The 24,169-nt window shown below is 63.0% G+C and carries 26 protein-coding genes and 1 tRNA gene; 15 read left to right on the top strand and 12 right to left on the bottom strand.

Going from position 1 to position 24,169, the window contains the following annotated elements; translation table 11 throughout:
• The first annotated feature begins 107 nt into the window (after positions 1-107).
• Both PI93_RS25125 and PI93_RS22195 read left to right on the top strand, forming a co-directional pair.
• Complete coding sequence (locus tag PI93_RS25125; protein ID WP_052240648.1) at positions 108-1,259, top strand: glycosyl transferase family 8; 1,152 nt, start codon at positions 108-110, stop codon at positions 1,257-1,259.
• Complete coding sequence (locus PI93_RS22195) at positions 1,246-2,127, top strand: alpha/beta hydrolase (RefSeq protein WP_052240635.1); 882 nt, start codon at positions 1,246-1,248, stop codon at positions 2,125-2,127. Before PI93_RS25125 ends, PI93_RS22195 begins: the two co-directional genes overlap by 14 nt.
• 44 nt (positions 2,128-2,171) lie before the next feature.
• Here PI93_RS22195 and PI93_RS22190 read toward each other — a convergent pair whose 3' ends face one another.
• Positions 2,172-3,035, bottom strand: a complete 864-nt coding sequence (locus PI93_RS22190; RefSeq protein WP_039370065.1) for an NmrA family NAD(P)-binding protein — start codon at positions 3,033-3,035, stop codon at positions 2,172-2,174.
• Between the two features lie 60 nt (positions 3,036-3,095).
• The gene (locus PI93_RS22185) at positions 3,096-4,424 is read right to left on the bottom strand and encodes an FAD-dependent oxidoreductase (protein WP_052240634.1); all 1,329 of its coding nucleotides are present in this window, start codon (positions 4,422-4,424) and stop codon (positions 3,096-3,098) included.
• A gap of 117 nt (positions 4,425-4,541) precedes the next feature.
• On the opposite strand from PI93_RS22185, the gene PI93_RS22180 reads away from it, so the two are divergent.
• Together PI93_RS22180 and PI93_RS22175 are read left to right on the top strand one after the other, a co-directional pair.
• Positions 4,542-5,438, top strand: a complete 897-nt coding sequence (locus tag PI93_RS22180; protein WP_080759167.1) for an AraC family transcriptional regulator — start codon at positions 4,542-4,544, stop codon at positions 5,436-5,438.
• Positions 5,435-6,517, top strand: a complete 1,083-nt coding sequence (locus tag PI93_RS22175) for an ArsO family NAD(P)H-dependent flavin-containing monooxygenase (RefSeq protein WP_039370062.1) — start codon at positions 5,435-5,437, stop codon at positions 6,515-6,517. Before PI93_RS22180 ends, PI93_RS22175 begins: the two co-directional genes overlap by 4 nt.
• A 363-nt stretch (positions 6,518-6,880) precedes the next feature.
• Here the strand turns inward: PI93_RS22175 and PI93_RS22170 are convergent, their stop codons facing one another.
• Both PI93_RS22170 and PI93_RS22165 read right to left on the bottom strand, forming a co-directional pair.
• A complete protein-coding gene (locus PI93_RS22170) occupies positions 6,881-7,252 on the bottom strand; it encodes a type II toxin-antitoxin system VapC family toxin (protein WP_039370059.1) in 372 nt (123 codons plus the stop codon).
• On the bottom strand, positions 7,249-7,446 hold the full coding sequence (locus tag PI93_RS22165; protein ID WP_010804388.1) for a type II toxin-antitoxin system VapB family antitoxin: 198 nt from the start codon (positions 7,444-7,446) through the stop codon (positions 7,249-7,251). The genes PI93_RS22170 and PI93_RS22165 overlap by 4 nt, the downstream gene beginning before the upstream one ends.
• A 296-nt stretch (positions 7,447-7,742) precedes the next feature.
• On the opposite strand from PI93_RS22165, the gene PI93_RS22160 reads away from it, so the two are divergent.
• The gene (locus tag PI93_RS22160; RefSeq protein WP_039370056.1) at positions 7,743-8,051 is read left to right on the top strand and encodes a hypothetical protein; all 309 of its coding nucleotides are present in this window, start codon (positions 7,743-7,745) and stop codon (positions 8,049-8,051) included.
• A 351-nt stretch (positions 8,052-8,402) separates the two neighbouring features.
• Entirely contained in the window at positions 8,403-9,110 is a 708-nt protein-coding gene (locus PI93_RS22155; protein WP_039370052.1) for a phospholipase D family protein, read from the top strand.
• A gap of 382 nt (positions 9,111-9,492) precedes the next feature.
• Here PI93_RS22155 and PI93_RS22150 read toward each other — a convergent pair.
• The 3 genes from PI93_RS22150 to PI93_RS22140 form a co-directional block, all read right to left on the bottom strand.
• A tRNA-Leu gene (locus tag PI93_RS22150) sits at positions 9,493-9,577 on the bottom strand.
• A 122-nt stretch (positions 9,578-9,699) separates the two neighbouring features.
• Positions 9,700-10,584 carry an NAD(P)-dependent oxidoreductase gene (locus PI93_RS22145; RefSeq protein WP_039370050.1) on the bottom strand — a complete coding sequence of 295 codons (885 nt, stop codon included), beginning with the start codon at positions 10,582-10,584 and terminating at the stop codon, positions 9,700-9,702.
• A gap of 7 nt (positions 10,585-10,591) precedes the next feature.
• Complete coding sequence (locus tag PI93_RS22140; protein WP_052240646.1) at positions 10,592-11,713, bottom strand: ABC transporter substrate-binding protein; 1,122 nt, start codon at positions 11,711-11,713, stop codon at positions 10,592-10,594.
• 330 nt (positions 11,714-12,043) lie between these two features.
• Here PI93_RS22140 and PI93_RS22135 point away from each other — a divergent pair, with 330 nt between their 5' ends.
• The gene (locus PI93_RS22135; RefSeq protein ID WP_144400392.1) at positions 12,044-12,535 is read left to right on the top strand and encodes a hypothetical protein; all 492 of its coding nucleotides are present in this window, start codon (positions 12,044-12,046) and stop codon (positions 12,533-12,535) included.
• Here the strand turns inward: PI93_RS22135 and PI93_RS22130 are convergent.
• On the bottom strand, positions 12,523-13,464 hold the full coding sequence (locus PI93_RS22130; RefSeq protein WP_039370044.1) for a CysB family HTH-type transcriptional regulator: 942 nt from the start codon (positions 13,462-13,464) through the stop codon (positions 12,523-12,525). The two genes, PI93_RS22135 and PI93_RS22130, sit on opposite strands and share 13 nt — an antisense overlap.
• A 133-nt stretch (positions 13,465-13,597) precedes the next feature.
• On the opposite strand from PI93_RS22130, the gene PI93_RS22125 reads away from it, so the two are divergent.
• The 5 genes from PI93_RS22125 to cobA all read left to right on the top strand — a co-directional run bounded on the left by PI93_RS22125 (position 13,598) and on the right by cobA (position 18,569).
• A complete protein-coding gene (locus PI93_RS22125) occupies positions 13,598-14,374 on the top strand; it encodes a sulfite exporter TauE/SafE family protein (protein WP_039370042.1) in 777 nt (258 codons plus the stop codon).
• A gap of 104 nt (positions 14,375-14,478) precedes the next feature.
• Positions 14,479-15,195 carry a phosphoadenylyl-sulfate reductase gene (locus PI93_RS22120; protein WP_052240645.1) on the top strand — a complete coding sequence of 239 codons (717 nt, stop codon included), beginning with the start codon at positions 14,479-14,481 and terminating at the stop codon, positions 15,193-15,195.
• A gap of 125 nt (positions 15,196-15,320) precedes the next feature.
• On the top strand, positions 15,321-16,268 hold the full coding sequence (gene cysD, locus PI93_RS22115) for a sulfate adenylyltransferase subunit CysD (RefSeq protein WP_039370039.1): 948 nt from the start codon (positions 15,321-15,323) through the stop codon (positions 16,266-16,268).
• A 98-nt stretch (positions 16,269-16,366) separates the two neighbouring features.
• Complete coding sequence (locus PI93_RS22110) at positions 16,367-17,668, top strand: sulfate adenylyltransferase subunit 1 (RefSeq protein ID WP_039370036.1); 1,302 nt, start codon at positions 16,367-16,369, stop codon at positions 17,666-17,668.
• Between the two features lie 115 nt (positions 17,669-17,783).
• Entirely contained in the window at positions 17,784-18,569 is a 786-nt protein-coding gene (gene cobA, locus PI93_RS22105; RefSeq protein WP_052240644.1) for a uroporphyrinogen-III C-methyltransferase, read from the top strand.
• 108 nt (positions 18,570-18,677) lie between these two features.
• Here the strand turns inward: cobA and PI93_RS22100 are convergent, their stop codons facing one another.
• From PI93_RS22100 to lptF, 3 genes are read right to left on the bottom strand one after another with little or no spacing between them, the layout of a single operon-like run.
• Positions 18,678-19,058: a sirohydrochlorin chelatase gene (locus PI93_RS22100; RefSeq protein WP_039375271.1), complete on the bottom strand. Its 381-nt coding sequence runs from the start codon at positions 19,056-19,058 to the stop codon at positions 18,678-18,680.
• A 10-nt stretch (positions 19,059-19,068) separates the two neighbouring features.
• Positions 19,069-20,208, bottom strand: a complete 1,140-nt coding sequence (gene lptG / locus PI93_RS22095) for an LPS export ABC transporter permease LptG (RefSeq protein ID WP_039375272.1) — start codon at positions 20,206-20,208, stop codon at positions 19,069-19,071.
• Positions 20,208-21,335: an LPS export ABC transporter permease LptF gene (lptF, locus tag PI93_RS22090; protein WP_039375273.1), complete on the bottom strand. Its 1,128-nt coding sequence runs from the start codon at positions 21,333-21,335 to the stop codon at positions 20,208-20,210. Before lptF ends, lptG begins: the two co-directional genes overlap by 1 nt.
• A gap of 91 nt (positions 21,336-21,426) precedes the next feature.
• Here lptF and PI93_RS22085 point away from each other — a divergent pair, with 91 nt between their 5' ends.
• The 3 genes from PI93_RS22085 to PI93_RS22075 are packed head-to-tail and all read left to right on the top strand — an operon-like array spanning position 21,427 to position 23,713.
• Positions 21,427-22,938: a leucyl aminopeptidase gene (locus PI93_RS22085; protein ID WP_039375275.1), complete on the top strand. Its 1,512-nt coding sequence runs from the start codon at positions 21,427-21,429 to the stop codon at positions 22,936-22,938.
• On the top strand, positions 22,935-23,351 hold the full coding sequence (locus PI93_RS22080) for a DNA polymerase III subunit chi (protein WP_039375276.1): 417 nt from the start codon (positions 22,935-22,937) through the stop codon (positions 23,349-23,351). Before PI93_RS22085 ends, PI93_RS22080 begins: the two co-directional genes overlap by 4 nt.
• Positions 23,352-23,353: 2 nt before the next feature.
• Positions 23,354-23,713, top strand: a complete 360-nt coding sequence (locus tag PI93_RS22075) for a DUF2486 family protein (RefSeq protein WP_052241099.1) — start codon at positions 23,354-23,356, stop codon at positions 23,711-23,713.
• Positions 23,714-23,771: 58 nt separating this feature from the next.
• On the opposite strand, the gene PI93_RS22070 is transcribed toward PI93_RS22075, so the two are convergent.
• Positions 23,772-24,140: a c-type cytochrome gene (locus PI93_RS22070; protein ID WP_201278413.1), complete on the bottom strand. Its 369-nt coding sequence runs from the start codon at positions 24,138-24,140 to the stop codon at positions 23,772-23,774.
• Positions 24,141-24,169: the final 29 nt, after the last annotated feature.

The raw sequence follows: 24,169 nt of genomic DNA, 5'->3' as shown, positions 1-24,169 counted from the left end.
CGGATGTCGAGGCGGATATTGCCGCGCGGGAGGCGACGGGTACGGCGCCCGTCGCCATCGCGCCGATTCAGCGAAACGACGTTCCCGTGTCGCCGGATCTTGCCGCTATTCACAAAGCCATCGTGGCACGTGCACACGCACACGACTACGCGGGCGCGGAAGCGATGCTTCGCGAAGTCGTGGCAACCGGCGTGGCGCCCATGGCCTTGTGGCGACTGCTGGCACACGTTGTGCGTGCTCAGGGAAAGGCACAGGAAGGCAGGGACCTGCTGGATATGCTCGCCCGTCAGGTGCCGGGCGATTTGTCGAATCGCTTCGATCTTGCCGAAGCGTTGCTCTTGCTCGGCGACTTCGAGCGCGGGTGGCGCGAGTATCGCTATCGCTACAGTCTTGAGCACACCCAATCCATCGAGCGCAAGGTGCAACGTCCGCGATGGGACGGTCGGCCCATTCCCGGCCAGACGCTCTTGATTCATGACGAGCAGGGATACGGCGATACGTTCCAGTTCATGCGCATGGCTCGTTGGGCTAGAGAGCGTAGTCAGGCGCGTGTGATCTTCGAGGTGAATCAGGAAACGTTTTCCATTGCGAAGCGCATGTGGGGCGATGACGATATCGTTGCGCGTGGCACGCTGCCGGTCACATTCGATCAGCACTGCGAGCTGATGAGTCTGCCCATGGCGATGGGACTCAAGCTCGGCGACCTGCCGGGGCCGATGCCATACCTCAGCGCCGACCCCGCCCGCGTCGCGCATTGGCAAGCGCGTCTCGCGGCATTGCCCAAACCCTGGGTCGCGCTGGTATGGGCCGGCAGGCCAGAACATGTGAACGACGGCAACCGGTCGATGCACCTTGACCAGCTTGGGCCGCTGGGCGCGAGCGGCGCAACGTTCCTGTCGATTCAGAAGGGGCCCGCGGCATCGCAGGCGAATACGCCACCCGAGGGCATGTCGATGGTGTCGTTGAGCGACGAGATTCGCGATTTCGAAGACACGGCAGCCATTTTGCATCTGACCGATTTGCTGATTTCCGTCGACTCTTCGCCAGTGCATCTGGCGGGGGGCATGGGACGTCCGGCGTGGGTGCTGCTGCCGTTCGTGCCCGACTGGCGCTGGTTGCTCGACCGGGACGACACGCCGTGGTACCCCGGCATGCGTTTGTTCCGTCAACAGGCCCGCGCACAATGGGCGCCGGTCGTCGAGCGCATGGCGCAAGCGTTGAAGCAATTCGTGGCGCAACGGCGTGATGGCACGGCTTGATTCGTGGCGCAAGGCGTGGTTTGATCGACGTGGTCTCGGGTGGCTGGGCGTGAGCCTGCTGGGCGTCGTCTCGGTGATGTCCGGCTGCGCGAGCCTGGATCGCAACGCGCACGCCGATGCGCTCGCCCAACCTGCCGGACTGCGACGCGAAGTGCTGGCGGCGGGCGACTTCCGCTTGACCACGTTCTCGCGGATCACCCGACCCGATGCACCGCTGCGCATCTACATCGAAGGCGATGGTCTCGCGTGGATCTCGCGCACGGAGCCATCGCTCGATCCGACGCCGGTTGCCGCGACCGGGCTGGCGCTTGCCGCCGTGGATCCGTCGGCGAATGTCGCCTATCTGGCGCGACCCTGCCAGTTCACCCCGATGCAGGACAACCCCCGCTGTCAGGTCGCTTACTGGACGGGCAAGCGTTTCGCGCCCGAAGTCGTCGATGCGATGGACGCCGCCGTCGGACAGTTGGCAAAGCGGGTGCCGGGGCAGGCCGTGGAGATTGTCGGCTATTCAGGCGGCGGTGCCATTGCGGTGCTGGTGGCGGCTCGTCGGCATGATGTCGTTACCCTGCGTACCGTGGCAGGCAATCTCGACGTTGAGTACGTCAATCAGGTGCATCGGGTCTCGCCAATGCCCGCGTCGCGTAATCCCATCGATGTGGCAAGACAGGTGGCCGGCATTGCGCAAGTGCATTTCAGCGGCGCACAGGATACGGTCGTGCCGCCAGAGGTAGCACGCCGCTTCGCATCGGCCGCGGGCGGGGCGTGCGTGAAGACACGCGTTGTGAACGGCATGACCCACGATGGCGACTGGGCACAACGTTGGCGAGACCTGCTCGCGCAAACGCCGGTTTGCGACGCTCGCCCGTAATGGGCGGAAGCGGGAGTCTTGGGACGCGACGTCAGCGGGGCGCGTCAGCTTTCGCGCACTAACGCGGCAATCGCCTCCACGAGGGTGACGTCGCCGCGCAGCGTATGTTGGCCCCCATCGCGGAACCGGAATCCATCATTGTTGAAGCCATCGAGCATCTGAATGCGGGGCAACGGATTGCGCATGCCCTGCGCCCGGAACAGCGGATCCCAGCCAGCGCGCGGCACGGCCTCGGCACGGACATCGCGTACCAGCGCACGCGCGAGTGCCGCCGCAATGTCGTCGGGCGAGTAGCGATCCGGGCCTTCGATTTCCCAGATGCGTTCGTCGGTGAAGTCCGTCTGCATGGCGCGCGCGGCAAAGTGACCGACGTCGCTCGTCGAGACCATCGGAATCGCCCGGTCCACCGGTTGCAGATAGCTCGGCAGTTCGCCGCGCTCGCGTGCGGGGGCAATGTCCCACGCGAAGTTCTCCATCAACCACGCAGGGCGCAGGAATGTCACCGGCAACGAGAGTGACACCATCGCCGTCTCGAACATGTGCAGCGCAGTAAGCAGGCTGGGAGATTCGCAATCGGCGCCGATGCTGGAAAGGCACACCACCCGCTTCGGACGTGTGGCGGCGAGTGCTTGCCGAATGGCGTCGATCAGATGCCGCGCATGCGAGAAGTCCGGTTCGGGGTCGGCGTTGGGCGGAAGCATCACGAACACCGCTTCGCTATTGCGAAAGGCGTTCGTGAGCGCGCCGACATCGCCATTTTCGGCGACGGCGATTTCACCGCCGAGCGTTGCCCATCGGCTGGATTTGACCGGGTCCTGAACGACCGCCCGCAGGGGCAGACCTGCAGTGAGCAGGTCGTGCCCGATGACGCCGCCAACTCGTCCCGTGATGCCCATTACGGTGTACATGGTCACTCCTTGCGCGCAGTAACGTTGCCGTAAAAGTAACACGAGAGCGACGTCGGCTCATCATTGGATGGTGTCGGCGGCAGGTGTTGCGGCGGCCTGCGGTGGGTGGCGACGGGCGTTGAGCAGTGCGGCGCCTGCGTCGGCGAGGCGCACTGCCTCGCGAGCCCGTTCGCACATATCGCGTTCGTAAGCGGCGATGGCCTGGGGCAATGTGTGATGGCCCTTCGCCACGGCTTGCAGATGCTCGGTCAGTTGTGCGGCGTCTCGCAAGGCCGTGTTGGCGCCGAGTCCGCCTGCGGGGCTCATCGTGTGGACGGCGTCTCCCAGACCGGTGACCCCGTCGACCTGCCACGGCAGCGGGCTGGTCGTGCTGCGCACCGGCATTGTCCGGATGGTGTCAGGAACCGCGTGCGCGAACAGTGAGCGCAGGTGGGGATGCCAGGTTTCGGTGAGCGTCTCGATGCGGGCAAGGGGTGCCGGGCCCGAGGATTCGGCGTTCGCGCAAGGGGAGCCCAATAGCGTTTTCGACGGACCGATGAATGCCCAGTAAAGGTAGTCGGAGACCGAGGAGAGCGGCATGCGGTCCGCGGCGATGGGGGTTGACGGGGCGCTGCCGCCGGGCTGCCGGCGAAACAGCATGGCTTCGATCACGACGGCGAAGCCGTTGGCGAACACCACGGTGCTGCCTTCCATTACCGTGGCTTCGCCGTGAGCGTCCATGAGCACGAGCAGCGCGGTAGACAGCGGTGTGAGGCCATAGCAGCAGACATTGCCGGTGTCTCGAGGCGCCATGCCCGGCAGCACGTATTCGCGCACGCGGGAGTGACTGCCGTCGGCGGCCACGACGAGTCCCGGCGCACTGCACGTTCCGTCGTCGAAGTGAGCGATGCGACGGCCGTCATCCGTCGTTGTCGTGCGCGAGAAGGATTTGCCGAAGTGCACGCGATCGAGAATGCCGTCGAGCAGAATCTCGCGAAGCGTCTGACGGTGCAGGCTGAGGTCGCCGGGAATGCTCTCGGGTGACGTTCGGCGTGCTGTGGAGCGCGGTGCGCAGCGGCGCTGCACGACAATTTCGTTATCCGTGTGTGCGTTGTGCCAGCTTGGCGGCAGGACGACATCGGCGTCGTGGAGCTGCGGGGTCACGAAGCGCCCGCCGGTGCGCGTCACGGCGGCGCGCTCGCGTATCCGCTCGACCTGGGCGCCGGGCAGGCACTGGGTGAGGGCGTCGAGGCCGTCGGCGTCGATGCGCAGGCGATAGCCCTGAAACCGGGCGGCGGGGGCGTCGTCGCGTTCGTAGACGTCGAACGAAATTCCCGCGCGACGCAGCCCTTGGGCAAGGCACAGGCCGCCCAGACCCGCGCCGATGATGGTGACATGCAAGGCAGACATGATGTTGAATGAGCCGCCCGGAGGCGGCCGGCAGTGGCACTTCGCTCATTGTCTGCGGGTTGATTGCTGACCTGATAACATCGTTTGGTCATAAAACAATGCAGATCGGACAAAACGATGAGCCTTGATACGCCGGATGCCGCGCCCGATACCGGCCTGGTATCGCTCTCCGACTCGCCGTTCGCCCAATATCAGCCGAACGACCGGCCCGACGGGCCACCGATATGGGCATTCGGCGGGCGCGATCGAGAGCGCAGCCTTTTCCGGGTCGGCACGCGCGAGTTGAACTGGCATGCGCATGTGCGCGGCCAGTTGTTTTGCATCCACTCGGGATTGGTGCATGTCCATACGCCGTTTGGCGCGTGGGTGCTGCCTCCGTACCGCGCAGGGTGGATTCCGTCAGGCGTGACGCACCGCGTGGCGTTCACCGGTGTGGTTAGCGGATGGATCGTGCTCGTCGCACCGTATGCGGCGACCGGGCTCCCGTCGGCGCCGTGCGTGGTGGGCGTTTCGGAGTTGCTGGCGGCGCTCGTCAAGCGGGCCGTGTCGTGGGCGTCGCGCGACGTGCTCACCGACGACGAGATGCGACTTGCGCAAGTGCTGGTGGACGAGATTCAACGCGCGCCGGCAGAACCGCTCGGTCTGCCGATGCCCGTCGATGCTCGAGTGTTGCGCGTGGCCCGCGCGGTGCTCGACGATCTGGGCGGACATGCGTCGCTGGAAACACTGGCGCAACGCGCGGGGGTATCGTCGCGTACCGCCCGACGGCTCTTCGTCGCAGAAACCGGGATGGGGTTCACGCAGTGGCGGCAGCAAGCACGACTGGTGAGCGCGCTTGAGCGGCTGGCCAACGGCGAGCCTGTCGGCACCATTGCCGATACGCTTGGGTACTCCACGCCGAGCAATTTCATCGCGATGTTCCGTCGCGCGTTCGGCGAGTCGCCGGGACGCTATTTCCGGCAGGTCGGGCCGCTCGCGAATCTGCATGGGGAAGACGAGGAGGGGAGGTCATGAGCCGGCGGGATACGGCTTCGCCGCGACGCGTTGACACGTTGATCATCGGCGGTGGGCAATCGGCATTGGCCACGGCGTATTTCCTGCGTCGTTGGCAGGTGGAGTATGCCGTGCTGGACGATCAGACGTCGGCGGGTGGGGCGTGGCAGTGTGCATGGCCGTCACTGCAACTCTTTTCTCCCGCGCAATGGAGTTCGCTGCCGGGATGGCCGATGCCGGGTGGCGAGCGGCATTACCCGTCGCGCGACGAGGTGGTGGCGTATTTGCGGGCATACGAAGCGCGCTATGGGGTGCCGGTGGAACGCCCCGTGAAGGTGAAGACGGTGCTTGCGCAAAGCGACGGGCTGCGTGTGCAGACCGACAGCGGCGAGTGGCTGGCGCGCACTGTGATCAGCGCCACGGGATCGTGGCGTTCGCCGTATGTGCCGACCTATGCGGGACAGGCCTCGTTTCGTGGCCGTCAGATGCATTCGGCGGACTACCGCGGCGCGAACGATCTGCATGGGCTGCGCGTGTTGGTGGTGGGGGGCGGCAATTCGGGGGCGCAGATTTACGCAGAGGTTTCACGCGTGAGCGAGGCCACATGGGTCACGCTCACGCCGCCGTCCTTCCTGCCGGACGATGTGGACGGTCGCGTACTTTTCGAGCGAGCCACGGCACGTTGGCAAGCGGTCCAGCGAGGCTTGCCTGATCCTTATCCGGATAACGGGCTGGGACGCATAGTGATGGTGCCCTCTGTGCTCGCAGCGCGAGACCGGGGCGATTTGCACGCGGTGCGGGCGTTCGAGCGATTCGTCGAGGACGGCGTGGTGTGGCCGGACGGCACGCATACGCAGGTCGATCTCGTCATCTGGTGTACGGGGTTTCGTCCGGCGCTGGCGCATTTGCAGGCGTTGCCGATTGCGGATGACGATGGACGGATTCGTGTGTCCGGGACACGCGCCATCGAGGAGCCCCGGTTGTGGCTCGTCGGCTATGGAGAGTGGACGGGATATGCCTCGGCGACGCTGATTGGCGTCATGCGCAGTGCCCGAGCCACAGCTCAGGAGGTCGTCGCGTTTCTTGGCGCGGGGGAGTGATCGTTCGCTGACGTGTGTCTGGTCGTTCGCGGACCGTTTCCCGGTAACGGACTGTACGCAACAAGATAGAAGAATCGGTATGGGCCTTCCTTCGCCTCAGCCGAAATTACGCCAAACAACAGGGAAAGTCTTACGGGATATAGGTCTTGTGGTGCCCAGGGCCGGAATCGAACCGGCACGCCTTGCGGCGGGGGATTTTGAGGGGGCGGTTGTAGACGATGAAATCAAATACTTAGGGTTCGGCCGCGCTCCGCAAAGCAAAAACGGCAATCGTGGAAAATTGCATGATTACCGAGGTGGTAGCGTGCGTTGCGGAGCGTGTGAGGGCTGGTGTTCGTGAGTTTCAACGAACACCGGTTTCTCTTAGTGAAGAATCTTTGCAGCGAGAGATAGTCGCTCGGCCGTCGCGGCTAGACGCTTATCTCGTGTCCAAATGGCGGCCCCCGGCGTGAGGCGTGTTGCCGCAAGTAGATGGGCATCAACGTAGCCGATGCCCAACCCGAAAAGCGTTTGCTCCCCAATGAAACGCAAGACCTCGTCATCCGTTGCAACGGCAACGCGTGGAAGATCGCGTAGCGTTGAAATGACGACATCTCGATTCTTCAGGCTACCGAGCGCAAGTTCGCCAATCACGTAGGGATGAGCCAACACTCGCCCAGTCTCCAGCAACTGGACAAGTGTGGCGTCACCGGCCCTTAGATGGTCAATCCAAACCGAGGTGTCGACCAGAATCATGCGGGCTCCGTTTGGCGGCGCGGGATGTCGGAGAGATCTGCCTCTGTTCCGCCCAGACGAGCCAAACGGCGGGCGCTTTCGCGCTCGATCAAAGCCTTGAGAGCTTCACGGATCAATGCTGACTTCTCCTGCAAGCCCGTGAATGCCTGCGCTTTCGCGAGAAGCTCGTCGTCCAGTGCCAAAGTAGTGCGCATATGCCAGCTCCATTGATGTGGGTGGCACGATTATAGCATCAAATGATGTTTTTATTTGTGCCTGAGGTTCGTTGGTTCACCGGGCGGTTCGTTAAGCCGCCGTCGACAAACTTTCCGCCCGTCATCTTTTCGCCCGTTATACGTCGCGAACGTTTTCGCAGTGCATCGAAACGTTTCGAGTGTCGACGCATAAGCGGGGACATTCGGAAGTTACTGAAACTCAGGGGGCGGCACTCCTGCGATGATGGATTTAGCCGTTAGGTCGGCTCAATCCACTCACATTTCAGGAGACTTGGATGAATGATTCAACCCAAAGCGACGGAAAGGATGGAGGAAATGGCGGTCGGGCCGATGACGGGCTCGCCCTCCCTAAGTCGCTGGCGCGTGAAGGGCATGTGGTCTGGTTTCACGAGTACAAGAAGTACCTCGGCTACGCCTGGGACGAGGCAGCGGGAGAAATCAGGCGAGCGCATGTGTCTGACCCCGAGCACGCGATTTATTTCGAGACCTTCGCACAAGCGATGGTAGCGACAGATATGTTGATGGGGCCTCACGTTATTCTTCACGCGTCGAAGCGTGGGGAGAAACCGCGATTAGTCCGGTAACTGCTGTTGCTGCCCGTCCGATGCGGTGGGCCGTTATTCGCTACCTCCGGCCCCAAGGCGCATTTCGTGAAGCCGCTACCGACGAATATTTCGTATGTTCGTTTTCGGCAGTTGCTTGCACATCAAATTCGGATAGACAGCGATTAGAGACAAAACGGATGAGACGCACGCCGTTGGCCGTCATCACCGCATTCCTCTTACCGCGCAATGCTTGCTCGGACGAAGCCGGCGTTGGTGTTGGCTGCTATCACGGAAAAGTTCAAACTCTGCCATCAAAGGTTTTACGCGCCGCCCTAACGCGTATTCTCTACCTCAGAGCCCCCCGGTTACCCACAGCAAGGAGGGCACAACGTGGCGAAATTCTTAAATACTAGTGCGACAAACTACTTTCTAGAGGAGTTGATCAAGGGCGCGGTTGATCGGCTCATTTTGATAAGTCCATTCCTGAAGCTGAATGACCGTATCAAGGAGCTTCTATCGGACAAGAATCGTCTGAAAATTGACGTCAGGCTGATATACGGAAAGAGTGAGTTGCAACCTCAGGAAATCGAATGGCTCCGAGGTCTGACCTATGTTCGTACCAGCTACTGCAAGAACTTGCACGCCAAGTGTTATATGAACGAGGAGCTGTGCGTTGTTACAAGTCTGAATCTTTATGAGTTTAGTCAGGTTAATAACAATGAGATGGGGATGCTCGTCCGAAGATCTGAAGATGCGGAGTTGTACCGAGATGTCTACGAAGAAGCCCAACGCATTATTCGTATCAGCGAAGAAGTCCGCATTTCGTTGGAACGTCCCGTCGGAAGTTGTACGAATTCAGTGGTGAAAGAGGATCGCGCTGTTAGCGTAACAATTGAAAAGCTTACGTCCTCAAAGCTTGGCAGACGTCTTGGCTTGCGCACGAGCGAACTTCTGGAACGTGCTGTCGCTGCCGGGTATCTCGAGTTGCAACACGGCGAGCATGTCCTCTCACCTCAGGGGGCAAGTGCGGGGATCGAGTTTATCTCGAAGTCCCGGCATGGCGCTTATTATCTGTGGCCTGAGGATGTCTCACTCTGACAACCTGACAGCAAAAGACGACGAGGTTTTGCCTCGGCCTCGTCGTCTTCCCTCCACAGTGCTTCGTGCTGTTCGTCACATATCCGAAGTGTCGAATCCCCGACGAATGGAAGTACCTCCGAAAAGTGTTTATTCGCTAACCTGCGAAGAATTTAAATCTGCCGCTAGGCATGCGTACACAGGTTCGGCGAGGCGGCGACCGGGGACATTCGCAAAGCGCAAAAGCAGTTAGGGCACAGGTCGCTAGCGATGACGGAACACTACGTGCGTGACCGACTAGGCGACAAGGTTAAACCGACTAAATAACCGGTTTGCGGAGCAAAATACGAATTGCGGAGCAGGGCAGAAAGGGGCGGAATCGCCGAATGCCTTGGAATGTCGGTGGTGCCCAGGGCCGGAATCGAACCGGCACGCCTTGCGGCGGGGGATTTTGAGTCCCCTGCGTCTACCAATTTCACCACCTGGGCGGGTGTGCGTTCACCGAACGGTGTCGCAGCGTGATTCGTGCGATAAATCTCGGAGGACTCACCGGACGAAGGCGAGATTATGACCGAAATTTCTGTCGGCCACAAGCCCGTCTCGTCGTCATTCAGTGAAGTTTCTGCTGCCCTTCCAGAACGCGCAGCAGTGACGAGGTGTCGTCGCGGCCCCAGCCGTTTTCCATCAACGCGGACAACTGCCCCTTCACCAGCGTCAGCGCAGGCAGCGATAGCCCCGCGTCAGCCACCGCGTCCAGAATCATCGAGAAATCCTTGTCGTGCAGGCGAGCTTCAATGCCCGCGGAAAAATCCCGATGCGCCATCTTGGGCCCCATCATGTCGAGCATTCGACTGCCCGCCAGACCCTGGGAAATGGCTTCGATGACCTTGTCCTGATCCACGCCGTTGCGCGCGGCAAACAGCATTGCCTCCGCGATGCCCTGAATGTTGATCACCTGAACGATCTGGTTGCAGGCTTTGGCCACCTGTCCAGCCCCAACGTCCCCCACATGGGTGATCGTCGTGCCCAGGACCGACAGCAGCGGCCTGACTTTATCGAAGGCATCGGGCGACGCCCCGACCATGATCGACAGCGAAGCATCCGCTGCGCGTGACGGACCGCCAGACACGGGCGCATCCACGAACGCGATGTCGTGGCGCGCCAGACGTTCGGCCATGCGCCGCGTCGCCTCCGCCGAAATGGTGCTGTGATCGATGCAGATCGTGCCCGCCCGCGCCCGATGGACGACGCCCTCGGGGCCAAGCAACACGTCTTCCACGTCCTGCGTCGTGGTGACGTTGGTGATGACGAAATCCGCCTCCGCTGCCGCCTCTGCGGGCGTGGCAAATCCCTTCGCGCCTTGCTCGATGAAAGGCGCGGCGGCCTCGGGCCGGCGCGCATACAAGTGCAACCGGTGTCCCGCCGCCATCAGATGCCGAACCATCTGGCCACCCATGGCCCCCAGCCCGATAAACGCTATGGTGTGTGTCGTCATGCCGCGATCAGTCCGAGACGTAAACAAACTTGCCATTCCTGATCTGACCCATCACGCCGGCGCGTTGATCCAGCCCGACGTGATCCTGCGGGCTCAGATTCATGATGCCGTTCGGGATCGCGAGATTGTGCGTGGACTCGAGCGCTTCGCGAAGCGCCGTGCGGAATGCCGGCGTGCCCGGCGCCGCGACCTTCGCAGCACGCGGCACGGCATCGTTGAGCAAATCCCACACGCCATAGGCATCGGCAGCGAACTGCGTGACGGTGTCGGCGCCGTACTTGGTCTCGTACTTCTTGGTGAAGGCCAGGGCCGCCGTGCGCGCCGGATGCCCCGCCGGCAACGTCTTGGCCACGACCCCCGGTTGCGTCGGGAACAGGGTGCCTTCCACGTCCTTACCGCCCACGCGAACGAAGTCGTAGGTGGCGATACCGTGTGTCTGATAGATCTTCCCGGCGTAGCCCCGCTCCTGCAGCGTGCGTTGCGGCAGCGCGGCCGGGGTGCCCGATCCGGCCACCAGAATGGCGTCCGGCTTGCTCGCCATCAGTTTCAAAACCTGACCGGTCACGCTCGTGTCCGTCCGGTTGAAACGCTCTTGCGCCACGATCTTCAATTTGCGCAGTTCGGCAAACTTCGAAAATTCTTTCCACCAACTCTCGCCGTAGGCATCCGCGAAGCCGATAAAGCCTACCGTCTTGATGCCGTGGTTCGCCATGTAGCGCGTCATCACGTCGGCCATGGCCGAATCGTTCGCCGCCATCTTGAACGCCCAGCGACGCTTGGCATCCTGCGGTTCCACGGCTACGGCCGAGCCGATCAACGTGATCATCGGCGTTTCTGCCTCGGAAATCGGATCGAGCATGGCCAGCGCGCTCGGCGTGATGTTCGGGCCGACGATCACGTCGACCTTGTTTTCGCTGATGAGCTTGCGCGCGTTCTTCACGGCCGTGCCGGGGTCGGAGCCGTCGTCGAGAAAGACGTAATGCGCCTTCTGTCCGCCGATCTGGTCGGGCCAAAGTTGCATGGCGTTCTTGCTGGCAATGCCGATAGCGGCCGCGGGGCCGGTCGACGACAGATCGATGCCGACGGTGATGTCGGCGCGAGCCGCCGTCACAACGCCGGTCAGGGTCATGGCAAGCAGCACGCCCGACAGACGGATGCCGCGAACAGGTGAGCGCATGGGGTCTCCTTTTGGTCGAATCGCGTAAGCATACCGCACAGGTTACGTTCGACCACCGAAGAAAAATAGTGCCGGACTCACCGCGTCGGGCGGTACAGCAGGGCGGGGGGCGCAGGGGATTTCCCGATTCGGGCGTGGCGACGTCGGGCCGGGAACGCGTCGGCACAGGCCGGGGTCTTTGCCTGCGTGTCGCCGTGCGGCGCGCGTCGTCAGCGAACCTGTGCTGAGGGGCGGCGTCTCGCGGTGGCGCATCCCCCTGGTAATTCGATGGAGCTAATCAGTATGACGTTCTTTACCCGAATCCCCGTCTCATCCCAGCTCGTGAGTTTGAGTGAGACCGTGGCGGCGCGTTGCAGCCAGAGCGCTCGAAACGATCAAGGCCGTGTCACGATGGGTTCATTCCGGCACCTGTTCAAAGCGATCAAGAACCTGAATATGCGTTCGTTCTCGGCATCCGATAACACGCCGGAAACGCAGTTTCGATACGCCTACATTTGTTCGTCGCTTCACGACCTCAGGGCGACGCACCTTCACCATCCGCAGAAACTGAAGAAGGTGGAGAAAGTCCAGCAGGCATTCAACGAGGCGATGTGTGGCCATCCGGCAAAACGCCCCGCAAAACGCGCGGGCGCGCCGGTGACACACTATTTGAGAGGACTCAGAGAGGAGGCACGCATCAATTTCGCTGCGGAATTCGATGGTGTTTGCCGCGCCGAAAGGGTTCGCCAGCCTGGGCGGGCGCTTTCCGGCGCGTCACGACTTCAAAGTTCGTAACTTTCGTGTTCGCCGCGCAATGCCTGCTCGACCAGCTTGCGCGTCAGAATCGGCGACAGTAGTTCGACCATCGTGAAGACGTATCCACGCAGATAGGCACCCTGCTTCAGCGCAACGCGTGTCACGTTCGTGCCGAACAAGTGCCCGACGTGGATGGCCCGGAGATTACGATCGCGCTCCGGGTCGAATGCCACACCCGCCAGAATCCCTACCCCGAGCCCCAGCTCCACATACGTCTTGATGACGTCTGCATCGATGGCTTCGAGCACGATGTCCGGCTGGACATGGCGCAACGCGAACGCCTGATCGATCTTGGCGCGTCCGGCGAACTGCGGGTCATAAGTAATCAGCGGGTATTTCGCCAGATCCTCGATGCCCACGGACGGCAATTGCAACAACGGATGATCCGGCGGCACCACCGCCACGTGCTGCCACTGATAACAAGGCAGCGACACCAGATCCTTGTAGCCGGCGATCGCCTCGGTCGCGATGGCCAGATCGGCCTGATCGTGCAAAACCATCTCGGCGATCTGGGTCGGACTGCCCTGCAGGATCGACAGACGCACCTTCGGAAAGCGCTTCTTGAATTCGGCCACCGCATGCGGCAGCGAATAGCGCGCCTGCGTGTGCGTCGTGGCAATCGTCAGGCTGCCCTGATCCTGGGCGGCATAGTCCTTGCCGATCCGCTTGAGGCTTTCCACCTCTAGAAGGATCCGCTCGACGGACTCGAAGATGATGCGCCCGGGCTCCGTCAGATTACGGATGCGCTTGCCATGCCGGGCAAAGATGTCGACCCCAAGCTCTTCTTCAAGCTCGATGATGGCCTTGGAAACCCCCGGTTGGGAGGTAAATAGCGCCTTGGCGGCCTCCGTCAGGTTGAAATTCTGACGAACGGCCTCGCGCACAAAACGGAACTGGTGCAGGTTCATTTGTATAACTTTAGAAAATATACAAACAATTTTTAATTCGTTTGAAGTATATAGGGTTTTCATTACAGTGGGTGCCACTGTTTCGATAACGTTATTCCCGCCAGGCATTAAGCACCCAACAGGAACGTCATACATGTCGCTGTGGCTCGAACCCCTTTCCGGATTTGGCGTCGGCCTGCTGGTCGGCATGACCGGTGTAGGCGGGGGCTCGCTGATGACGCCGGTGCTCACGCTGTTGCTTGGCTATGCCGCGCCGGTCGCGGTTGGGACGGATCTGGCGTTTGCGGCCATTACCAAGAGCTTCGGCACGGTGGCGCACCGCTCGCACGGCCACGTGAAGTGGCACATCGTGCGCCGCCTCACGCTCGGCGCGCTGCCGGCGGCGCTGGTGACGATTCTCTTGCTGAAGCGTCTGGGCGGCATCGACGACGCGGCGTTGCATGTCATCAAGCTGACGATTGCCGCCTCGGTCCTGCTCACGGTGCTCTCCCTGCTGTTCCGCGCGAAGCTGCTGGCGACGCTGCGCGCTCACCCGAACTGGCAGTTGACGGGCCGCAGCCAGGCTGTCGCCACCGTGTTGGTCGGCGCGCTGATCGGTGGGCTCGTGACGATTTCTTCGATTGGCGCCGGCGCGGTTGGCGCAACGCTGATCCTGATGTTGTACCCGCAGTTGGAACCGGCCGAAGTCGCCGGTACCGATATTGCTTATGCCGTGCCGCTGACCGCGATTGCCGCGCTGGGTCATATCTGGCTCGATACGGTGCACTGGGCACTGCTCGGCAGTCTGTTGATCGGCTCGCTGCCCGGGATCTGGCTGGGCGCGAAGCTCACCCGTCACCTGCCCGAGCGCATCGTGCGCGGGGCGCTGGCGGCGACGCTCACGCTTGCAGCAGTGAAGCTGGTCGGCTGACACCCCACAGATCATAAGGAGTTCGCGACATGCGAAACGAATCCCGCTGGGAACCCACCCCGGCCGCCGTGCCGTCGAATGCGACCGATGCCGAGCATCAGGACATGGCGCTGCTCGACGAGATGGAAGCCGTGCTGGCCGAGCGCCTCGCACGCATTGCGGGGTCGCATCGCAACGTGAAATTTGCCAGCAGCCTGGCCGCCGAAGACATGCTTATCACGCACGTGATTCTGCGCCAGCAACTGCCGATTACGGTCTTCACGCTCAATACCGGGCGTCTGCACGCCGAGACGCTGGGCATGATCGATCGGATCAAATCCCGGTACGGCTACGACGTTGTGCAGTACGCTCCGCAGGCCGACGCCGTTGAGCAATACGTGACCGAACATGGTGCGAACGCCTTCTACGAGAGCGTGGATCTGCGCAAGGCATGTTGCCAGATTCGCAAGGTCGAGCCGCTTGGCCGCGCACTCGCCGACGCCGACGCATGGCTCACCGGCCAACGTCGCGAGCAGTCGGTGACACGCGGTGAACTGGCGTTCGCCGAGCAGGACGACGCCCGCGGCATCGCCAAGTACAACCCGCTCTTCGACTGGACGGAAGCGCAGGTCTGGGCCTACCTGACGGCGCGCGACGTACCGGTGAACCCGCTGCACGCGCGCGGTTACCCGAGCATCGGCTGCGAGCCGTGTACCCGCGCCATCCGCCCCGGCGAAGACAGCCGGGCCGGACGCTGGTGGTGGGAGTCGCGCGACAGCAAGGAATGCGGGCTGCACGCCGGCAACCTGAGCAAGATCCCCGTCTCGGTGCAGTCGAACTGAGGCACCGGGCAAAGCGGCTGAGGATCAGCCAAACAAGACATATGGCGATGCGGCGCCCCTGAGTGGCGGTACATCGTGGCAAATCGAATCTCGGAAATCTCGGAATCGTTAAGGAAGGGAACACTATGGGTGCGATGCACGAAGTCGCGCAGGCCAATGGCTCGCGAATGGATCATCTGGACTGGCTCGAAGCCGAATCGATGTACATCCTGCGTGAGGTCGTGGCGGAGTGCCGCAAGCCCGCGCTGCTGTTCTCGGGCGGCAAGGACTCGGTTGTGGTGCTGCATCTCGCGCTCAAGGCCTTCGGCCTCGGGCCGAACCGCAAGACGGTGCTGCCGTTCCCGCTGGTGCACATCGACACCGGCCACAACTATCCCGAAGTGATCGAGTTCCGCGACCGTCACGCCAAGGCGCTCGGCGCCGAACTGGTCGTGGGGCATGTGGAAGACTCGATTCGTCGCGGCACGGTCCGTCTGCGTCGCGAAACCGATTCGCGCAACGCCGCGCAGGCAGTCACGCTGCTCGAAACGATTGCCGAGCACGGCTTCGACGCCATGATTGGCGGTGCGCGTCGCGACGAGGAGAAGGCGCGTGCCAAGGAGCGCATCTTCTCGTTCCGTGACGAGTTCGGTCAGTGGGACCCGAAGGCGCAGCGCCCTGAACTGTGGCACCTGTTCAATGCGCGTCTGCACGGCGACGAACACCTGCGCGTGTTCCCGATCTCGAACTGGACCGAACTGGACGTGTGGCAGTACATCGCACGCGAGAACCTCGATCTGCCGTCGATCTACTACGCCCACGAGCGCGAAATCGTGCGCCGCAACGGGTTGCTCGTACCGGTGACGCCGCTCACCCCCAAGCAGGACGGCGAGTCGAGCGAGACGGCATCGGTGCGCTTTCGCACGGTCGGCGACATCAGTTGCACATGCCCGGTGGCAAGCGTCGCCGCGAGCCCGGTGGAGATCATTGCCGAGACGGCCGTGACCGACATCACGGAGCGCGGCGCCACCCGCATGGACGATCAGACGTCCGAGGCGGCGATGGAGCAGCGCAAGAAGCAAGGGTATTTCTAAGGCGCCGGACGGCTGTCCTCCCTTACGTTCAGAGACACCGGCCCGCCGGGCGAGCAGATTCGCCGCACCGGGGGCCACGCAATCGAGTTGAAGAGATCATGAGCCTCACCCCGCATCAGGAAGACCTCGGCGTGCTGCGTTTCATTACCGCAGGCAGTGTCGACGATGGCAAGAGCACGTTGATCGGTCGCTTGCTGTACGACAGCAAATCGGTGTTGACCGACCAGCTCTCCGCGCTCGCCCGCGCGAAGAACAAACGCACCGCCGGCGAAGACATCGACTTCTCGCTGCTCACCGACGGCCTTGAAGCCGAGCGCGAGCAGGGCATCACCATTGACGTCGCCTATCGCTATTTCACGACCGCGCGCCGCAAGTTCATCATCGCCGACACGCCGGGCCACGAGCAGTACACCCGCAACATGGTCACGGGCGCATCCACGGCACACGCCGCGATCGTGCTGGTCGATGCCACGCGCGTCACCGAAGTCGACGGCCGCACCGAGTTGCTCGCGCAGACCAAGCGCCACAGCGCCATCGTCAAGCTGCTCGGCTTGCAGCACGTGATCGTCGCCATCAACAAGATGGATCTGGTCGATTACAGCGAAACGACGTTCAACGCGATTCGCGCCGCCTATCTGGCGTTGGCACAGCGTCTGGGAATTGAAGACGTGCGCTTCGTGCCGGTGTCGGCGCTCAAGGGCGACAACATTGTGTACGCCAGCGAGCGCATGCCCTGGTATCAGGACGAACCGCTGCTCGATCTGCTCGAATCGCTGCCGGTCTCGCAGCAGGGCGGCGAGTTGCGGTTCCCGGTGCAACTGGTGGCGCGTCAGGACGGCTCGCACGCCGACGACTTCCGTGGCTACATGGGCCGCGTGGAGTCGGGCTCGGTGCGTGTCGGTCAAGCGCTGCGGGTGTTGCCGGCGGGCCGCTCGGCGAGCGTTGCCGAAATCGTCGGTCCGCGTGGTCTGGTGGATGAGGCCTTTGCCGGTCAATGCGTCACGATCCGTCTGACGGAGGACGTGGATGTGTCGCGCGGCGATACGTTCGTCACCGCCGAGTCGGCGCTTGCGCCGTCGCGCAAACTGTCCGCAGACGTCTGCTGGTTCGACGAAGATGCGCTCGCCCCGCAGCGCAAGTATCTGCTCAAGCAGGCGACCAGCACCGTCTATGTGAAGATCGGCAGCGTGGACACGGTGCTCGACGTGAGTACGCTCCTGCACGGCACGGACAAGACCACGCTCGCCATGAACGATATCGGCCGCGTACAGTTGAGCCTGCAAAAGCCGTTGGCGGCAGATACGTATGATGCGAATCCTGCGACGGGCGCGTTCGTGCTGATCGACGAAGCGACGCACCACACGGTAGCCGCAGGGATGATTCGCGCGCTCGCGGCGTAACGATTTGGCGGGCTTCGTCCGCCTCGGTGGACACACGTTCTCTTTTGGTATTGCCTGGCGTAGGGCGCCCTCGAAGGCGCCCGCGTCACACCCCTGGAACCCTGGCGGCATCATGATGGTGACTTCTTCGCAACCCGGTCAGACACCGGGCAAGGTCTATCTGGTTGGGGCAGGCCCCGGCGCAGCCGATCTGATTACCGTGCGTGGCGCAAGACTGCTGGCGCAGGCCGACGTGGTACTTCACGACGCACTGGTCGAACCGGAGATGCTCGCGTTGTGCGCGCAGGCCAAGCGGATTGCCGTCGGCAAGCGTTGCGGCAAGCAATCGAGTGCGCAGCATTTCATCAATAAGCAATTGATCGATCACGCCCGCACGCATGCGCTGGTGGTGCGCCTGAAGGGCGGGGATCCGATGCTGTTCGGCCGGGCAGACGAAGAGCTGCGCGCGCTGGAGGCGGCGGGCATCGCCGTAGAAGTCGTTCCCGGTATCACGGCCGCGTTGGCCAGTGCGGCGGCGCTTGGCCGTTCGCTCACGCTGCGTGGCGTGGCCCGCAGTGTGGCCTTTGCCACGCAAAGCCGTGCGCCCGAGTCGGCGGAGATTGCTGCGCAAGCGTCGGCCGATTCGCTTGTCTATTACATGGGACGCGACAGCGCCCAGCGCATTGCGACGGAATTGATCGCGGCGGGCAAACCGGCGTCGACGCCCGTGGCCATCGTGGAGGCGGCCACGACCGCTCGCGAGCGGCGCGTGCGTCTCACGCTGGACGATGTCCGGCAAGGGTTGGCTGCCTCATGGTTCGACGCGTCGCAGCCGAGCGTTCTGTTGATCGGCGAGGCGTTTGCGCATGCCGATGCCGCGTCGCTGCATGATTGGGCGGCGCAGGCGGCGATGGCTGCCTGAGCGAGGTGTCCGGGACTACGTGTCCGGAGATTTCATGCAAAAACGGCGTCACAGTGATCTGTGACGCCGTTTTTACGTTTAAGGGCAGTCCCGCCTTCTTTATGGCGATCAGCGGCCATCCATCATCCTGCCGCAGTAGTCGACGAGGGCGTCGAGCACGGCGTCGTCTTCCCCGATCGCTGCGCTCACGCGTAGCGAGAGGCCGGGGTGTGCGGCGCGGCAGGCGTCGGCGAGGGCGGGAAGGTCGCGTCTCACATGGCCTCCCTGCCCCAGAAAGACAGGCACCAGCGTGATATCGGTCACGCCTTGTCGGGTCATGCCGGCCACCGCGTCGTCGAGGTTCGGCGTCATCAGCTCAAGAAAGGCAAGCCGGACGTCGGCATCGGGACGCTGCGCTTGCAGCTTGTCGCGCAGCCGCTCGAACGGCTCGGACCAACGCGGATCGCGCGAGCCGTGAGCGAACAGAATGACGCCGGATTTGCCGTTCATGACCCGCGCCTCAGTGCTTGTCCACCCAGCGCAACGCCGCGATGGCGAGCACAAGATAGAGCAACGACGGTAACGCCGCCGTGAACCACGCCGGCCAGGTGTTGAGCAGACCCAGGTGCGAGAACAGGTTGTTGATCAACTGGAAGCTCATGCCGAGCATGATCCCACCAAACACCTTCAGGCCGATGGCCCCCGCCCGTGCATGCAGATAGGCGAACGGCAGTGCCAGCGCCATCATCACGAAGACAGCAAGCGGATACAGCAGTTTTTGCCAGAGCGCGAGGTTATAGCGGTCGGTGTTCTGCTGGTTTTCTTTCAGATGGCCGATGTAGCGGTACAAACTGCCGATCGCCATGTTGTCCGGGGAGACCATCAACACTGACAGAATCTGCGGTGTCAGCTCCGAGCGCATTTGTACCGTGTCGATATGCACCTGCTTGCTCTGCACGAGCGCACGCAGCGGGTCGTTGCTGGTGGTGGCGTCGTCGGTCGCGCTGAAGACCGTCTCGGACACGTCGGTCAACTTCCAGAAGTTCGGCGCGTCGAACTGTCCGAGCTTGGCCAGCCGCACGCTGTCGAGCCGCAACTTGTCGTCGAATTCGTAGATGCGGACGTTGGCGATGGTGTTATCCGGATTGAGCGTGCCCACATTGATGAAGCGGGTAACGCGCGCGCCGTCCTGATCCACCGTGTCCTTGACCCAGACCCCGGAGCGGAAACCGGCCGAGACCGAACTGCCCAACGCTTCGAGGCGGATCTTCTGTGCAAGCTGCTCGGCATTCGGCGCCACGTACTCGCCAATGACGAAGGTGATCAACACGATCGGGAAGCCGATTTTCAGCAACGAGCGCAGTGCCTGTCCGGTCGAGAGCCCCGAGACGCGGAAGATCGTGAATTCCGAATTGCCCGCCAATTGCGCGCAGACATAGATAGCGGCGATGAGCGAGGCGACCGGAATGATTTCGTACATGCGCTGCGGGGCAAACAACAGCACATAGGCGAGGGCGTGCTGGAAGCGGTAGCCGCCACGGCCAACGTCGCCCAGTTCGCTCACGAGATCGAAGAAGACAAACAGACCGACGAACGCAAGCAGAACGAACAGGAACGCGAGATAGATCTGGCGCGCGAAATATTTCTCGTAGATGCGCATCAGCGGGTTCCTCCCGATGCACGCATCCCGCCTGTGCCGTTGTGACGGCGGCGGCCGAACAGTCCTCGGAAGCGCACACGGCGCAGGTAGAGCAGCACGATGACACCGAGGGCCACCACGTGCAACAGCCACACGCCGATGGCGAGCGGCAGGCGCTCCTGCGCGACATAGGCTTGCGACAGGCTCAACAGGTTGGTGTACCCGAGATAGATCAGCACGGCCATGACCAGGTTGATGGTGCGGCCGTGGCGCGGATTCTGATAGGCGAGCGGCACGGCGAGCAGCACTAGCGAGAGTGCGAGCAGCGGCAAGCCGATACGCCAGACGATTTCGCCACGGAAGATCGGGTTCTGAATCTCCCGGAACAGACGCGTGGTCGGCACGCCCTTGGTCGGGGTGTTGTCGGTGTCGACCGTTGTCGGATTGTCGATCTTCACGCCGTAGCGCTCGAACTCCATCACGCGGTAATCGGGCTGACCCGGCACGCCGTCGTAGCGGCGGCCCTTTTCCAGCACGATGTAGCGGTTGCCGTCCTTGGCCGTCTCGATATGGCCGTCCTTCGAGACGATGACGTTGACCTTGCCGTTCTCGGTGCCGGAGACGAAGACGTTATGGACCTTCGTGGCATCCGGCGAGACCGTCTCGACGAAGAACACCCGATGGCTGGCGGCGCTCTCGCGGAACTGACCCGGCGAGATCATCGAGACATCGTCGCGCTGGGCGAAGCGGGCCTCCAGGGCGGCGATCTGCTGATTTGCCCACGGCCAGGCGACCAGCGCACAGAACGTGATCACGGCCAGATAGGGCGCGGCAAAACGCAGCACGGGCCTGACGAAGTTGGTGATCGACAGGCCCGAGGCAAACCACACGACCATCTCGGAGTCGCGGTACCAGCGGGTGAGGACGAACAGAATCGAGACGAACAACGTCACGATCAGGATGACGGCGAGGTAGCCGATCACGGCCAGGCCGATGAGCACGAGGACGTCGCGCGGATCGGCTTTCCCCGACGCGGCGAAGCCCAGGATGCGGATCATCATGGTGGTGAGCATGACGGTGATCAGCACCATGAAGACGGCCCCGGCGGTGTAGTTCAGCTCGCGCTGCAGGGAACGCTGAAAAATCATGTGATGACGATTGGGGAGCTCTCGCGGTTGGGCGAGCGCGGAAAAAAGCGGATAATTGCGGCTCGTACGAATTTTACCCGAGGAAAGCGCGATGGACTTTAGCACAAAAGCCTTCGATTCGACCAAGGCGGGCCAGGCCGACCTTGCCAACGCAAAGACGGAGTGTCTGGTGGTTGGCGTGTTCGAGCAGCAGCCCCTGGCGGGGCTCGCCAAGGTGCTCGACGTCGCAAGCAAGGGCTTGCTCGCCCGCATGGTCAAGCGGGGCGAACTCAACGGCAAGCTCGGCAGCACGCTCATGCTGCACGAAGTCGCCGGATGGAGCCCGGCACGCGTGCTGTTCGTCGGTCTGGGCCCTGAGGATCAGTTGACGCAAAAGGGTTTCAACGACGCTACCCGCGCCGCCGTGCGTGCCGTGCTGGCGTCGCGTGCGTCCGACGCCATCTGGACGCTCCCGGAGGCCAAGATTGCCAAGCAGGACACGGCCTGGGCCGTGCGCGCTTCGGTGCTCGCCTTGCGCGAGGCCACCTATCGCTTCACGCGGATGAAGAGCAAGGTCGAGCCGTCCACCACGGTGCTGAGCAAGGTCTGCTTTGCGGTGGCGCCGGACAATCTGAAGGCCGCCAAGCTCGCTGCCAAGCGTGGCGAAGCCATCGCCAACGGCATGGCGCTGACCAAGGATCTCGGCAACCTGCCGGGCAATGTGTGCACCCCGACGTATCTGGCCGAACAGGCGCAGAAACTCGCCAGCGAATTCAAGCTCAAGTCCGAAATCCTCGGCCCGAAGCAGATCGAGGCGCTCAAGATGGGATCGTTCCTGTCGGTGGCGCGTGGCTCGGTGCAACCGCCGCGCTTCATCGTCCTTAAATATCAGGGCGGTGGCGCGAAGCAGGCGCCGGTCGTTCTGGTGGGCAAGGGCGTGACCTTCGACTCGGGCGGCATCTCGCTCAAGCCGGGCGAGGGCATGGACGAGATGAAATACGACATGTGCGGCGCCGGCTCCGTGCTCGGCACGATCCGCGCGGTCGCCGAGATGGGCCTGAAGCTCAACGTCATCGCCATCGTGCCGGCCACGGAGAATATGCCCAACGGTCAGGCGACGAAGCCGGGCGACGTGGTCACCAGCATGTCCGGCCAGACCATCGAAGTGCTCAATACCGACGCCGAAGGCCGTCTGATCCTGTGCGACGCGCTGACCTATGCCGAACGCTTCAAGCCGGCTGCCGTGATCGATGTCGCCACGCTGACGGGCGCTTGCATCATCGCGCTCGGCCATGTGAACTCGGGCCTCTTCTCGAAGAGCGACGCGCTGGCCGACGAATTGCTCGCCGCTGGCCGCACGACGGGCGACACGGCCTGGCGTCTGCCGGTCGAAGACGAGTACCAGGAACAGCTCAAGTCGAATTTCGCCGACATGGCGAACATCGGCGGGCGTCCGGCGGGCAGCGTGACGGCCGCCTGCTTCCTGGCGCGTTTCGCCGAGAAGTATGAATGGGCGCACCTCGACATCGCCGGTACGGCATGGAAGAGCGGGGCGGCCAAGGGGGCGACGGGACGTCCGGTGCCGTTGCTGACACAGTTCCTGATCGATCGCGAGGCCCGGTGACCCGCGTCGACTTTCACACGCATGTGGCGAACCGGATCGAGTACGCTTGCCGGTTCGCGCGCAAGGTCTATGGGGCCGGGCAGACGCTCGTGGTCGTCGGCGAACCCGACGTGCTGCGCGCGTTCGATCAGGCGCTGTGGACGTTTTCGCCGCTGGAATTCGTGCCGCATTGCTTCACCCGCGACCCGCTCGCCGTGCAAACGCCTGTGGTGCTGGCCGCCCCCGACGAGGAGGCCCAGCATCATCAGGTGCTGCTCAATCTGGCGGCGGGCGTGCCCACACACTTCGCGCGGTTCGAGCGCGTGGTCGAGATTGTGGGCGACACGCCGGACGAACTGTCCGGTGCCCGTGAGCGCTACCGCTTCTATCGCGACCGCGGTTACACCCTGAACAACTACGACCAGAGAGGCTGACCGTGACGAACGAGCCCGAGCGCACCGATCCCGGCATTCCCACGCTGACCGAAGTGCTCGCGCCCGGCGAGGCCACAGCGCCGCAGCACGCAGCCCCTACGGCTGCGGCGATCGAACAGGGCGTGCCGGCCGATGTCGCGGTCTTCGCGGAACGTGTGAGCGCCCGGCTCACGCTGCAATTGGCCGACGACATCACGACAATGGTGGAGCGCCGCTGTCACGACGCGTTGATCGACCAGACCGCGTGGCTGGTGCAACTGATCGGCAAGCAGGTCGCGGACGCTTTGCAGGTACAACTGCCGGACCGGATCCGGCAGGCTGTCATCGAAGAGGTCGCGAAGCAGGTCCGCTCGCAAGGGTAGGACGACAGCCGTGCTGTGACACGACGCTCAGGGCATACGACGGCTGATGACTGACGGCTCAATGCGCCATGCCGAGAATCCAGTTTGCCAAACGCGTCGCCTCGTCCGGGGCGACCTGTGGGCTGGCCGGCATCGGAAGGTTTCCCCACTTGCCGCGACTCCCATCCGCAATGGAGCGTGATATCTCGTCCACTGCACCGGCTTTGCCTGCGTAACGCCTGGCAATCTCCCGGTACGACGGCGCGAGCAGCGTGCGGTCGGTGGCGTGACACGTCATGCAATTGCGCTCGCGAGCGAGTTTCTCGAGTGCGCGGGCCTGCGCGGCGTCGGTGCTCGGCGCGCCCGTCTGCGCAAGCGCGACGCCGGTCGCAACCATCAGCCAGGCCCCGATCGTCGCCCTAGCGGACTTGCCTGCAAATTCCTTCATTCGAGGTTCGTTTCCGAAGAGTGGTGGGG

The organism is Pandoraea fibrosis, from assembly GCF_000807775.2.
Taxonomy (GTDB): domain Bacteria; phylum Pseudomonadota; class Gammaproteobacteria; order Burkholderiales; family Burkholderiaceae; genus Pandoraea; species Pandoraea fibrosis.
Note: the sequence above shows the minus strand (reverse complement) of the source record. Positions and strands in the feature narration are given on the sequence as shown.